General features: G+C 61.7%; 12 protein-coding genes. 10 read left to right on the forward strand and 2 right to left on the reverse strand.

The genetic code is table 11. The annotated features are described in order from the left end of the window. Positions 1 to 16: 16 nt before the first annotated feature. The 7 genes from KHO23_RS06890 (at position 17) to KHO23_RS06920 (ending at position 6,295) form a co-directional block, all read left to right on the forward strand. The gene (locus tag KHO23_RS06890; RefSeq protein ID WP_211610267.1) at positions 17 to 553 is read left to right on the forward strand and encodes an OmpH family outer membrane protein; all 537 of its coding nucleotides are present in this window, start codon (positions 17 to 19) and stop codon (positions 551 to 553) included. 286 nt (positions 554 to 839) lie between these two features. After that, a complete protein-coding gene (gene lpxD, locus KHO23_RS06895) occupies positions 840 to 1,973 on the forward strand; it encodes a UDP-3-O-(3-hydroxymyristoyl)glucosamine N-acyltransferase (RefSeq protein WP_211610268.1) in 1,134 nt (377 codons plus the stop codon). A 195-nt stretch (positions 1,974 to 2,168) separates the two neighbouring features. Next, a complete protein-coding gene (fabZ, locus tag KHO23_RS06900) occupies positions 2,169 to 2,633 on the forward strand; it encodes a 3-hydroxyacyl-ACP dehydratase FabZ (protein WP_006048683.1) in 465 nt (154 codons plus the stop codon). Between the two features lie 95 nt (positions 2,634 to 2,728). Next, positions 2,729 to 3,517 (forward strand): acyl-ACP--UDP-N-acetylglucosamine O-acyltransferase, encoded by a 789-nt coding sequence (gene lpxA, locus KHO23_RS06905; RefSeq protein ID WP_211610269.1) that lies wholly within the window; start codon positions 2,729 to 2,731, stop codon positions 3,515 to 3,517. Positions 3,518 to 3,520: 3 nt separating this feature from the next. Next, the gene (gene lpxB, locus KHO23_RS06910; protein ID WP_211610270.1) at positions 3,521 to 4,690 is read left to right on the forward strand and encodes a lipid-A-disaccharide synthase; all 1,170 of its coding nucleotides are present in this window, start codon (positions 3,521 to 3,523) and stop codon (positions 4,688 to 4,690) included. Next, positions 4,687 to 5,451 carry a ribonuclease HII gene (gene rnhB / locus KHO23_RS06915; protein ID WP_211610271.1) on the forward strand — a complete coding sequence of 255 codons (765 nt, stop codon included), beginning with the start codon at positions 4,687 to 4,689 and terminating at the stop codon, positions 5,449 to 5,451. The genes lpxB and rnhB overlap by 4 nt, the downstream gene beginning before the upstream one ends. Positions 5,452 to 5,512: 61 nt before the next feature. Continuing rightward, a complete protein-coding gene (locus KHO23_RS06920; RefSeq protein ID WP_211610272.1) occupies positions 5,513 to 6,295 on the forward strand; it encodes a TrmH family RNA methyltransferase in 783 nt (260 codons plus the stop codon). 75 nt (positions 6,296 to 6,370) lie between these two features. Here the strand turns inward: KHO23_RS06920 and ppsR are convergent, their stop codons facing one another. Continuing rightward, on the reverse strand, positions 6,371 to 7,186 hold the full coding sequence (ppsR, locus tag KHO23_RS06925) for a posphoenolpyruvate synthetase regulatory kinase/phosphorylase PpsR (protein WP_211610273.1): 816 nt from the start codon (positions 7,184 to 7,186) through the stop codon (positions 6,371 to 6,373). A gap of 543 nt (positions 7,187 to 7,729) precedes the next feature. Here ppsR and ppsA point away from each other — a divergent pair. The 3 genes from ppsA (at position 7,730) to KHO23_RS06940 (ending at position 11,764) form a co-directional block, all read left to right on the forward strand. Next, a complete protein-coding gene (gene ppsA / locus KHO23_RS06930) occupies positions 7,730 to 10,135 on the forward strand; it encodes a phosphoenolpyruvate synthase (RefSeq protein ID WP_211610274.1) in 2,406 nt (801 codons plus the stop codon). 177 nt (positions 10,136 to 10,312) lie between these two features. Beyond that, positions 10,313 to 10,768 (forward strand): NfeD family protein, encoded by a 456-nt coding sequence (locus KHO23_RS06935; protein WP_211610275.1) that lies wholly within the window; start codon positions 10,313 to 10,315, stop codon positions 10,766 to 10,768. Positions 10,769 to 10,831: 63 nt separating this feature from the next. Then, positions 10,832 to 11,764 carry an SPFH domain-containing protein gene (locus KHO23_RS06940; RefSeq protein WP_172175771.1) on the forward strand — a complete coding sequence of 311 codons (933 nt, stop codon included), beginning with the start codon at positions 10,832 to 10,834 and terminating at the stop codon, positions 11,762 to 11,764. Positions 11,765 to 11,954: 190 nt separating this feature from the next. On the opposite strand, the gene smpB is transcribed toward KHO23_RS06940, so the two are convergent. Next, entirely contained in the window at positions 11,955 to 12,401 is a 447-nt protein-coding gene (gene smpB / locus KHO23_RS06945; protein WP_063496517.1) for an SsrA-binding protein SmpB, read from the reverse strand. Positions 12,402 to 12,486 lie beyond the last annotated feature (85 nt).

The following is a 12,486-nucleotide window of genomic DNA, read 5'->3' on the forward strand; positions in this document are numbered from 1 at the left end:
TTACAGTATCGAGAGGATGACTTTGCTAACCGGTATGTTTTCGAAACGTGTGGCGTGTACGTTTGCGCTGGCAATGACGCTGGGTGTCGGCGTAGCGGGCGCAGCGCACGCGCAGGAAGCCAGGATCGCTGCGGTGAATTCGGACCGTATCCTGCGTGAATCGGCTGCCGCGAAGGCTGCGCAGGTCAAGCTCGAGGCGGAGTTCGCCAAGCGTGACAAAGACCTGGCCGACATGGCGCAGAAGCTGAAGTCGATGTCCGACTCGCTCGACAAGAGCGGCGCGTCGATGTCGGCCGCCGATCGCGCGCAGAAGCAGCGTGACCTGTCGCAGCTGGATACGGATTTCCAGCGCAAACAACGCGAGTTTCGCGAGGACCTGAACCAGCGCCGCAATGAAGAGCTGGCGGCGGTGCTCGACCGGGCCAACAAGGTCATCAAACAGATCGCCGAGCAGCAGCACTACGACCTGATCGTTCAGGAAGCGGTGTACGTGAGCCCGCGCATCGACATTACCGATCAGGTGCTCAAGGCCCTCGCGGCATCGGGCAACTGAACGCGCACGCAGGGTCGCCGGATCGCAGCATGAGGCCGTAGAACTGACAAGTTGGACTGATGTTGCAGCAACCATCTTGCATGGGACCGGAGTAGGCCCGCAAGTGCTAACTCTGGTCGACGGCGTTGCATGGGACCGGAGTAGGCGCTAAAGCGCTAACTCTGGTCGACGGCCTTGCATGGGACCCGAGTAAGCGCTAAAGCGCTAACTCTGGTCGACAGCGTTGCATGGGACCCGAGTAAGCGCTGAAGCGCTAACTCTGGTCGACATAGGAGACACGATAGGCATGGCATTTACGCTCGAGGACATCGTCCATCGGTTCGGCGGTGAAGTAGTCGGAGATGGTTCGCAGCGCGTCGGCAGTCTGGCGCCGCTTGACCAGGCAGGTCCGGACCAGCTGGCGTTCCTCGCCAATCCGAAGTATCTGTCGCAGGTCGAGACGACCCGTGCCGGCGCGGTATTGATCAACGCCGACGATCTCGCGAAGCTCGCGTCGGGCGAGAGTGATTTGCATGCCGCGCATTTGCATGCCGCGCGTAACTTCATCGTCACGCCGAATCCGTACGCTTACTTCGCGCGCGTCGCGCAGACCTTCATCGACATGGCCGCGCCGAAGCCGGTGCCCGGCGTGCATCCGAGCGCAACCATCGACCCGTCCGCGCAGATTGCCGCGAGCGCGGTGATCGGTCCGCACGTCACGGTGGAAGCGGGCGCGGTGATCGGCGAAAACGTGCGCCTCGATGCCAACGTGGTGATCGGCCGCGGCACACGGATCGGCGCGGACTCGCACCTGTATCCGAATGTCGCGGTGTACTACGGCTGCAAGCTCGGCGAGCGCGTGATCGTGCATGCGGGTGCGGTGATCGGTTCGGACGGTTTTGGCTTCGCGCCGGACTTCGTGGGCGAAGGCGATGCGCGTACCGGCAGCTGGGTGAAGATTCCGCAGGTCGGCGGTGTGTCGATCGCGGCAGACGTCGAAATCGGCGCGAACACGACGATCGACCGTGGCGCGATGGCCGACACGATCATCGAAGAGTGCGTGAAGATCGACAATCTCGTGCAGATCGGTCACAACTGCAAGGTTGGCGCTTACACGGTGATCGCCGGCTGCGCGGGCATCGCGGGCAGCACGACGATTGGCCGTCACTGCATGATCGGCGGGGCGGTCGGGATTGCCGGTCACGTGACGCTGGCTGACTATGTGATCGTCACGGCGAAGTCGGGCGTGTCGAAGTCGTTGTTGAAGCCCGGCATGTACACCAGCGCGTTCCCGGCAGTGAATCACCTGGACTGGAACAAGAGCGCCGCTTTGCTGCGTAACATCGACAAACTCCGTGACCGTATCAAGGCGCTGGAAAACGCCGCGTCGGCAGGCAAGCCGGCCGGCGTAGCAAACCAATCCGCAAACGACAAAACCTGAGGTATTGGGCCAATCCGTAGGGCAACCTGCCGGCACCGCGTAAAATGGCGGGCAAGCATCAGGAAGCAAAGTCGGTTGCCGTGACCGGGTGGCATGGCCGCCGGTCCCGGCAAGCGCCGGCAGCGCGCGTTACCAACCCACCTGCACCAGCATCCGCAGTCATCATCGCGCAGTCAATGCGTGAGTAGAAACACCATGAGCACCGAAAAAATCAATCTCGACATTCACAAGATTCTCACGCTGCTGCCGCATCGCTACCCGATCCTGCTGGTTGACCGGGTGCTCGAACTTGAGCCGCATAAGAGCATCAAAGCGTTGAAGAACGTGTCGATCAATGAGCCGTATTTCCAGGGTCACTTTCCGACCCGTCCGGTGATGCCCGGCGTCCTGATCCTCGAAGCGCTCGCGCAAACGGCAGCCTTGCTGACGTTTTCAGAAGAGCCGAGCGATCCGTCGAACACGCTGTATCTGTTCGTGGGCATCGACAATGCGCGTTTCAAACGCGTGGTGGAACCGGGCGATCAGCTGATCCTGAACTGCACGTTCGAGCGTCACATGCGCGGCATCTGGAAGTTCAAGGCGCGCGCCGAAGTGGATGGTGTCGTGGCGGCGGAGGCCGACCTGATGTGCGCGGTGCGGCACACGGACAAAGACGCTTAACGATCGATGTCCGGGCAATCGGCGGCTTACTCTGAGCCCTGCAAGCTCCGGCCACGTCCATCCAGACAACGCAACAGAATCAGAAGCGAGGACGCATGAGCAGGATTCATCCCACTGCGATCGTCGAACCGGGCGCACAAGTCGACGAATCCGTCGAAATCGGACCATATGCCGTTATCGGCGCACATGTGACGATCGGCGCACGGACCACGGTCGGTTCGCACAGCGTGATCGAAGGTCATACCACGATCGGCGAAGACAACCGGATCGGCCACTACGCATCGGTCGGCGGCCGTCCGCAGGACATGAAGTACCGGGACGAGCCGACCCGGCTCGTGATCGGCAACCGCAACACGATCCGTGAGTTCACCACGATCCACACCGGCACGGTGCAGGACGCGGGCGTCACCACGCTGGGCGACGACAACTGGATCATGGCCTACGTGCACATCGGTCACGACTGCCACGTCGGCAATAACGTCATTCTGTCGAGCAATGCGCAGATGGCCGGCCACGTGACCATCGGCGACCACGCGATCGTCGGCGGCATGTCGGGCGTGCATCAGTTCGTGCGCATCGGCGAGCATTCGATGCTGGGCGGCGCTTCGGCGCTCGTGCAGGACATCCCGCCGTTCGTGATCGCCGCCGGCAACAAGGCGGAGCCCCACGGTATCAACGTCGAAGGTCTGCGCCGCCGCGGTTTTTCGGCGGACGCGATCTCGGCGCTGCGCTCGGCGTACCGCGTGCTGTACAAGAACGGCCTGTCGCTCGAAGAAGCGAAGGTGCAGTTGCGCGAACTCGCGTCCGCGGGTGGCGATGGCGATGCGCCGGTGCAAACGCTGCTCGCGTTTGTCGAAGCGTCGCAACGCGGCATCATCCGCTAACCGATGGCCTTGAACCCGAGTCCGCTGCGCGTCGCGATGGTGGCTGGCGAGCCGTCCGGCGACCTGCTGGCGGCATCGCTGCTGGACGGCCTCGCGAGCCGTCTGCCCGCCGGTACCCAGTATTACGGGATCGGCGGCCCACGCATGATCGCCACGGGCTTCGACGCCCACTGGCCGATGGAAAAGCTGACGGTGCGCGGCTATGTCGAAGCGCTGCGGCATATTCCCGAGATCCTCGGCATCCGCAACGAACTGAAGCGCCAACTGCTGGCTGAGCCGCCATCGGTGTTCGTCGGCGTGGATGCACCCGATTTCAACTTCGGCCTCGAGCACCCGTTGCGCGACGCGGGCATTCCGACTGTTCACTTCGTCTGTCCGTCCATCTGGGCGTGGCGGGGCGGGCGCATCAAGAAGATCGCCAAGGCGGTCGACCACATGCTGTGCGTGTTCCCGTTCGAAACGGCGCTGCTGGAAAAGGCTGGCGTCCCGGCATCCTACGTGGGCCATCCGCTTGCTGACGAGATCCCGCTCGAACCCGATACGCTCGGTGCGCGCCGCACGCTTGGCCTCGCTGAAAGCGGTCCGATCATCGCGGTTCTGCCGGGCAGCCGGCGCTCGGAGATCGATCTGATCGGTCCGACGTTCTTTGCCGCGATGGAGATGATGCAGCACCAGGAGCCGAGTTTGCGTTTCGTGATGCCGGCGGCCACGCCCGCACTGCGGGAAATGCTGCGGCCGCTGGTCGATTCGCATCCCGGTCTCGCGCTGACCATCACCGACGGCCAGTCGCAAATCGCGATGACGGCGGCCGACGCGATCCTCGTCAAGAGCGGCACGGTGACGCTGGAAGCCGCGCTGCTGAAAAAGCCGATGGTGATCTCGTACAAGGTGCCCTGGCTGACCGGCCAGATCATGCGCCGGCAAGGCTATCTGCCGTATGTCGGTTTGCCGAACATTCTGGCGGGGCGTTTTGTCGTGCCCGAAATTCTGCAGCACTTCGCAACGCCCCAGGCGCTCGCCGAGGCCACGCTGAAACAGTTGCGCGACGAGGCCAACCGGCGCACGCTGACGGAAATCTTCACGGAGATGCATCACGTGCTGAAGCAGAACACCGCGCAGCGTGCGGCGGAAGTCGTGGCGAGCGTCATCGAGAAGCGGAAGGCGCGGCCGTGACCACTGCGCGCTCATCACGCCGCAAGGCTGCGAACGCTGCAGGCGTGGCGGGGCGGCAGGTCGGTCTGGACTTCGAGACGCCGGATGACATTGTCTGTGGCGTCGACGAAGCCGGGCGCGGGCCTCTGGCCGGTCCGGTGGTCGCCGCCGCAGTGATTTTTGATCGGTCGAAGCCGATGATTCGCGGCCTCGACGATTCGAAAGCGCTCACCGCCAGAAAGCGCGACGAACTGTACGACAAGATCGTCGACCGGGCGTTGGCTTACTGCATCGCGTCGGCTACCGTCGAAGAAATCGATACGCTGAACATCCTGCACGCCACCATGCTGGCGATGAAGCGGGCAGTCGAAGGGCTGTCAGTCGTGCCGACCCTGGTGAAAATCGACGGCAATCGCTGCCCGACGCTGAGCATTCGCAGCGAGGCGATAATCGGCGGCGATGCTCTCGTCAAGAGCATTTCGGCGGCGTCGATTCTTGCCAAAGTCACGCGCGACAGAATGCTGCTCGAATTGCATCAAACCTATCCGGTCTACGGTTTTGACGCGCATGCGGGCTACGGCACGCCGCAGCATCTCGCGGCGCTGCGCGAACATGGACCTTGTGAGCATCATCGTCGTTCGTTCGCGCCAGTGCGTGAAGCGCATCAGCGTTTCGGCACGGCGTCGAAGCAACTGCCGGCAGGCAACGTGATCGTCGTCTCCGGAGCGCTCTCCCGCGCCATGCTCGACGACGACGCCTTCGGCGAACGCAGCGGCGCCTGAGCGCCATGTGTGGCCTGGCGCATCGTCCACTCTTTCCTCATTTTTTCTGTCTTCGCTGCCTGTGAAAGCCATCACCTCGCGGGACAATCCGCTCTATAAGCGTCTCAAGGCACTGGCCGGCTCGACGCATCAGCAGCGCCGCAGTGGCCACGCGCTGCTCGAAGGGTTCCATCTCGCGAGCGCGTATCTCGACGTCGCAGGGCAACCGGAAATGTGCATCGTTACCGAGGGTGCGCTGCGCCACGACGAAGCGCAGGCCATCGTCTCGCGCATCGACGAGCATCGTATAGTCACGCTGCCGGACGCGTTGTTCGGACAGTTGTCGAACGTCGTGCACGGTGTCGGGATCCTGCTGCTGGTCGAGAAACTCGACACGCCGCTGCCGGAGAAGGTCGCGCAAACGTGCCTCGTACTCGATGGCGTACAGGACGCGGGCAACGTCGGCTCGATTCTGCGCAGCGCGGCGGCCGCCGGTATTCAGCAGGTGTTTTGCGCACCGGGCACCGCCTACGCATGGTCGTCGAAGGTACTGCGCTCGGGCATGGGCGCGCATTTTCTGCTGCAAATCCACGAGGATGTCGAAGCGCCGCTACTGATCGAGCGCCTCGCGGTGCCCGTCGTCATTACGGATTCGCACGGTGCCGAGGCGATCTACGACTGCGATCTGAGCGGGCCGCTCGCGTGGGTGTTCGGCAATGAAGGGGCGGGCGTATCGCAGACCTGGCGCGATGCGGTTTCGTTGCGGGTGACGATTCCTCAGCCGGGTGGCATGGAATCGCTCAATGTGGCGGCCGCGGCGGCTGTCTGCGTGTTCGAACAATGCCGCCAGCAGCGCCGCGCGTGACATTGCACTGATCTGGGACTGAGGCGGCCTTCGCGGACCCCTCAGCGCCACCAGCGCATGCAAAACAGGCCACGCTCAATAAACCGGCCGGTCCAGCTTGATCTCCTGCAGGATCGTCGTCGCGATCTCTTCGATCGACTTATGCGTCGACGATAACCACTTGACTCCTTCACGCCGCATCATGGCTTCGGCTTCATTGATTTCGTAGCGGCAATTTTCCGGCGCGGCGTACTTGCTGCCCGGTCGGCGCTCGTTGCGTATCTCCGACAGCCGCTGCGGATCGATCGACAATCCAAACATCTTCTGCCGATGCGCCAATAGTGGCGTAGGCAGCTTGCCACGCTCGAAGTCTTCCGGAATCAGCGGATAGTTGGCTGCTTTCACACCGTACTGCATGGCCAGATACAGGCTCGTCGGTGTCTTGCCACTGCGCGATACGCCCACCAGAATCACATCGGCATCGGCCAGATTCCGGTTCGATTGACCGTCGTCGTGGGCGAGCGAGAAGTTGATCGCCTCGATCCGGTTCTTGTATTCCTCGGTGTCGGCGTTCTGGTGGCCGCGGCCCATCGCGTGGCTCGATTTGAGTTCCAGTTCCTGTTCGAGCGGCTCGACGAAGGTCTGGAACATATCCAGCACAAGCGCATTCGAACCTTTGACGATCTGATTCGAGGCGCTGTCCACCAGCGTCGTGAAGACGATCGGACGACGGCCGTCCTGCTCGGTCGCTTCGTTGATCTTTTCGAGCGTGGCGTAGGCCTTGTCCGTCGAGTCGACGAAGGGCACGCGAACCAGGCGGAATTTCTGGTCGAACTGGGAGAGGATCGAATGCGCGAAGGTTTCGGCAGTGATCCCGGTACCGTCGGAGACGATGAATACGGTGGGCGGCATCAGTGGGGCTGGGGAACGTGAGCAGGATAAAGCGCTCGAATGAAACATCGCTGCATGGATGTCGCTGCACGGTGGCTAACCGGAGATTGCAGCGGCGTCATTTCAGCGCGCCATGGGCACACCGTAACCGCGCCCGGATGACGGCGGGGGCCTCGCAAAAGCCCGTCAGCCGGTCTGGGGCGCGATTCGAGGCGCAATTCTCGTCCGACTGTCACATTTTGAGAGTCGGCACGGTAGAATAGCGGCAACCTGTTGGATAAGCAATTGCAGGCGATTGGCGTCTAACTTACCGCGAACGGTCGGTCAACGCCACGCTTTCAGCCGGTAACTTGCGGCAAATTGAGAGATTGGGGCGGATCGATCGGTAATTTCGTCCAACCGCTTTCTACGTCGCGCATCCGGCGCTTTTTTGGCCCACGCGGCCATTTGTAGCGATTGTTTCTCCAACAGGTTGTGCAAGACGCGAGGTCACGCTTCCAATGGGCGTCTCGCGTTCAAGCCCACTTGCACAGCCGTGAATTTCTTTCACACTTAGGGGCTTGTATGACTAACGCAGTTACCGTCGCAAAGGAAGAGGCGTATGTAGTTCCGTTCGAGCAGTTGCGGATGACCGATGTGGAGATTGTCGGCGGCAAGAATGCGTCGCTTGGCGAGATGATCAGTCAGCTCGCCGAAGCCGGCGTGCGCGTGCCGACCGGCTTCGCCACCACGGCGCTGGCTTTCCGTGACTTCCTGCATCACAACGATCTGACTGAACGCATCGCCAAACGTCTCGAAACGCTCGATATCGACGACGTGAAAGCGCTCGCCGAAGCGGGCAAAGAGATCCGTCAATGGATCGTCGACGCGCCGATGCAGCCGCGTCTCGAGGCGGATATCCGCGCAGGTTTCGACATCCTGCAAAAAAGCTCGCCTGAAGAGCTGTCGTTTGCCGTGCGTTCGTCGGCAACGGCAGAAGACTTGCCGGACGCATCGTTCGCGGGTCAGCAGGAAAGCTACCTCAACGTGGTCGGCATCGACGAGGTGCTCGATCGCATGAAGCACGTGTTCGCGTCGCTGTACAACGACCGTGCCATCTCCTATCGCGTCCACAAGGGCTTCACCCATGCTGAAGTCGCGTTGTCGGCGGGCGTGCAGCGCATGGTGCGCTCGGACGTTGGTGCGGCTGGCGTGATGTTCACGCTGGACACGGAATCGGGCTTCAAGGACGCCGTCTTCATCACGTCGAGCTACGGTCTCGGCGAAACGGTCGTGCAGGGCGCCGTGAATCCGGACGAGTTCTACGTCTTCAAGACCACGCTCGCACAAGGCAAGTACCCGATCATCCGCCGCTCGATCGGCTCGAAGCTCATCAAGATGGAATTCACCAAGGCCGGCGAGCAAGGCCGTGTGAAGACCGTCGACGTCGCGCACGAGCAGCGCAACCGCTTCTCGATCACCGACGAAGACGTGATCGAGCTCGCGAAATACGCCGTCATTATCGAAAAGCACTACGAGCGTCCGATGGACATCGAGTGGGGCAAGGACGGCCGCGACGGCAAGATCTTTATCTTGCAGGCCCGTCCGGAAACGGTGAAGAGCCAGGCCGCGGGCAAGGCCGAGCAACGCTTCAAGCTGAAGGGTCAATCGAACGTGCTGGCTACCGGCCGTGCAATCGGCCAGAAGATCGGCGCGGGTCCGGTGCGCGTGATCCACGATCCGTCGGAAATGGACCGTGTGCAGCCGGGCGACGTGCTGGTGGCCGACATGACCGACCCGAACTGGGAACCGGTGATGAAGCGCGCCGCCGCAATCGTCACGAACCGTGGCGGCCGTACCTGCCACGCGGCAATTATCGCGCGTGAGCTGGGCGTGCCGGCCGTGGTCGGCTGCGGCGACGCCACCGACGTGCTGAAGGAAGGCGCGCTGGTGACGGTGTCGTGCGCGGAAGGCGACGAAGGCAAGATTTACGACGGTCTGCTCGAAACCGAAATCACCGAAGTGCAGCGCGGCGAACTGCCGCCGATTCCGGTGAAGATCATGATGAACGTCGGCAACCCGCAACTCGCGTTCGACTTCTCGCAACTGCCGAACGCAGGCGTGGGTCTGGCGCGGCTCGAGTTCATCATCAACAACAACATCGGCGTTCACCCGAAGGCGATTCTCGAGTACCCGAACATCGATCAGGACCTGAAGAAGGCGGTGGAAAGTGTGGCACGTGGTCACGCATCGCCGCGCGCCTTCTACGTCGACAAGCTGACCGAAGGTATCGCCACGATCGCGGCGGCGTTCTATCCGAAGCCGGTGATCGTGCGTCTGTCGGACTTCAAGTCGAACGAGTACAAGAAGCTGATCGGCGGTTCGCGTTACGAGCCGGACGAAGAAAACCCGATGCTGGGCTTCCGTGGTGCATCGCGTTACATCGCTGACGACTTCGCCGAAGCATTCCAGATGGAATGTATCGCGCTGAAGAAGGTGCGCGAAGAGATGGGCCTCGACAACGTCGAGATCATGGTGCCGTTCGTGCGTACGCTGAAGCAGGCGGAGCGCGTGATCGGGCTGCTGGCGAAGTTCGGCCTGAAGCGCGGTGAGAAGGGCTTGCGCCTGATCATGATGTGCGAGGTGCCGTCGAATGCGATTCTCGCCGAAGAATTCCTGCAATTCTTCGATGGTTTCTCGATCGGTTCGAACGATCTGACGCAGCTCACGCTCGGCCTCGACCGCGACTCCGGCATGGAACTGCTGGCAGTCGATTTCGACGAGCGCGACCCGGCGGTGAAGTTCATGCTCAAGCGCGCGATTGAAACCTGCTTGCGGCTGGACAAGTACGTCGGTATCTGCGGGCAGGGTCCTTCGGATCACCCGGACTTTGCGCAATGGCTGACCGATGAAGGCATCAAGTCGATCTCGCTGAACCCGGATTCGATCATCGAGACGTGGCAGCAACTGGCGAAATCGCTGGCGAAGTAATCGAAGTAAATCGGCGCCGGGCAGTTGCCCGATAAGCGGTTTGCATAAAGAGTGGTGCGGTACGTCAATGGAATGTAAAAAGTACATAAGAGCGTGCTGTACCGCCCAATAAATGCACCCGCTTCGTGCTATAAACACCCCGGTAGATCCGGGGTGTTTTGCTTTGTGGAGGTCGACGTGGCGCCAGGTGGATTGTTCTGGTGGATCGGGGCGGGTGTGCTTGTCGTGCTGGAGTTGATCAGCGGCACCTTCTATTTGCTAATGATCGCGTTGGGCTGCATCGCGGCTGCCATCGCGCACATGGCGGGCGTCAACGCCGACCTGCAGTTCGCGATTGCCGCCGTCGTGGCGCTGGCGGCAGTCCTGTTGCTGAGGCGCTCGCGCTTTGGCCGCAAGACGCGCAAGGAGGCGTCGAAGAATCCGGACGTCAATCTGGACATCGGCCAGACGTTGAGTGTGCCGGCGTGGCACGAGCGCCGGGCGCGCGCCAATTACCGCGGGGCGGCATGGGACGTCGAATTGGCCGCTGGCGAGCCGGAGGATGCGCAGCTTTATGAAATCGCCGAGATGCGCGGCAGTTGTCTTGTCGTCGTAGCCAGCCGGCAGGCTAAAGCCAGGATAACCGCGGACTGAGCGCGCACCAGCGCGTGCGCAGAATTACGCACAACTATTCGAACTACGGACCGGAGGGCAGTAATGGACTCAACCATCGTCGGGGCGGTGCTTCTGATTATCGTGATCGTGCTGGCGGCACAGACGCTCAAGATCGTGCCGCAGCAGCATGCGTGGGTGCTGGAGCGGCTCGGCCGTTATCACCGTACGCTGACACCGGGATTGAGCTTCGCGTTTCCGTTCGTCGACCGGATCGCGTACAAGCACATCCTCAAGGAAATCCCGCTCGAAGTGCCGAGCCAGGTGTGTATTACGCGCGACAACACGCAACTGCAGGTAGACGGCGTGCTGTATTTCCAGGTCACCGATCCCATGAAGGCGTCGTACGGTTCGAGCAACTTCGTGTTCGCGATTACGCAGTTGTCACAGACCACGCTGCGCTCGGTGATCGGCAAACTCGAACTCGACAAGACTTTCGAAGAGCGCGACTTCATCAATCACAGCATCGTCTCATCGCTCGATGAAGCGGCGTCGAATTGGGGCGTCAAGGTGCTGCGTTACGAGATCAAGGACCTGACGCCGCCCAAAGAAATTCTCCACGCCATGCAAGCGCAGATCACTGCCGAGCGCGAGAAGCGCGCGCTGATCGCGGCATCTGAAGGGCGTAAGCAGGAGCAGATCAATATTGCCTCGGGTGGCCGCGAGGCGGCCATCCAGAAGTCGGAAGGCGAACGGCAGGCGGCGATCAATCAGGCGCAGGGGCAGGCGTCGGCGATTCTGGCGGTGGCTGAGGCCAACTCGCAGGCAATTCAGAAGATCGCCGCGGCAATCCAGTCGAACGGCGGGATGGAAGCCGTGAACCTGAAGGTGGCCGAGCAGTATGTGAACGCGTTCGGCAACCTTGCGAAGCAGGGCACTACGCTGATCGTACCGGGTAACCTGGCGGATATGAGTTCGATGATCGCCTCGGCGCTGACGATCGTGAACAAGGGAAAGGGCGCGACCGAAGCGCGCTGAAATGGCGGCGAGGCTGGCTGACGCGGCCTGAGCCCGATTTCCATTGCTTAAGCCGTCCGTTGCCTGGAACTGCCAAAAAAAAATGGCCCGCGACTTGTGCGGGCCTTTTTCTTTCGGTGACGCTGGTGGTCAAGCCGGGCGCGGCAAATCCGCGCATGACTTGACGCCGACGCCGCGGACGCCCGTCAGATCACGACGGCGAACGCATCAAGCGCGCCTTCTCGCGCTCCCAGTCGCGCTTCTTTTCGGTCTCGCGCTTGTCGTGCTGCTTCTTACCCTTGGCCAGCCCGATCTCGCATTTGACCCGGCCGCCTTTGTAGTGGAAGTTCAGCGGCACGAGCGTGTAACCGCGCTGCTCGACTTTGCCGATCAGTTTGCTGATTTCCTCGCTATGCAGCAGCAGCTTGCGCGTGCGCACCGGGTCCGGATGGATGTGGGTCGAGGCTTCGGGCAGCGGGCTGATGTGCGTGCCGATCAGGAACAGTTCGTTGTTCTTGATGACCACGTAACCTTCCTTGATCTGGCCGCGCCCGGCGCGCAGCGCCTTGACCTCCCATCCTTCGAGCACGAGCCCTGCCTCATAGCGTTCTTCGACCGAGTAGTCGTAGAAGGCTTTTCTGTTGTCGATGATGCTCATGAATGGAAAGTGCCCAACTCGTTTAAAATCACGATTTTAGCAAAGCGGGGCAAGGAAAGCCCGCGGCGCTTGTCCACCCTTGCCA

The organism is Paraburkholderia haematera (assembly GCF_905220975.1).
Classification (GTDB): Bacteria; Pseudomonadota; Gammaproteobacteria; order Burkholderiales; family Burkholderiaceae; genus Paraburkholderia; species Paraburkholderia haematera.

Excerpts from the sequence above, each read along its gene's own strand:
- KHO23_RS06890 (WP_211610267.1), top strand. The coding sequence starts at position 17 with ATGACTTTGCTAACCGGTATGTTTTCGAAACGTGTGGCGTGTACGTTT.
- lpxD (WP_211610268.1), top strand. The coding sequence starts at position 840 with ATGGCATTTACGCTCGAGGACATCGTCCATCGGTTCGGCGGTGAAGTA.
- fabZ (WP_006048683.1), top strand. The coding sequence starts at position 2,169 with ATGAGCACCGAAAAAATCAATCTCGACATTCACAAGATTCTCACGCTG.
- lpxA (WP_211610269.1), top strand. The coding sequence starts at position 2,729 with ATGAGCAGGATTCATCCCACTGCGATCGTCGAACCGGGCGCACAAGTC.
- lpxB (WP_211610270.1), top strand. The coding sequence starts at position 3,521 with ATGGCCTTGAACCCGAGTCCGCTGCGCGTCGCGATGGTGGCTGGCGAG.
- ppsR (WP_211610273.1), bottom strand. The coding sequence starts at position 7,186 with ATGCCGCCCACCGTATTCATCGTCTCCGACGGTACCGGGATCACTGCC.
- ppsA (WP_211610274.1), top strand. The coding sequence starts at position 7,730 with ATGACTAACGCAGTTACCGTCGCAAAGGAAGAGGCGTATGTAGTTCCG.
- KHO23_RS06940 (WP_172175771.1), top strand. The coding sequence starts at position 10,832 with ATGGACTCAACCATCGTCGGGGCGGTGCTTCTGATTATCGTGATCGTG.
- smpB (WP_063496517.1), bottom strand. The coding sequence starts at position 12,401 with ATGAGCATCATCGACAACAGAAAAGCCTTCTACGACTACTCGGTCGAA.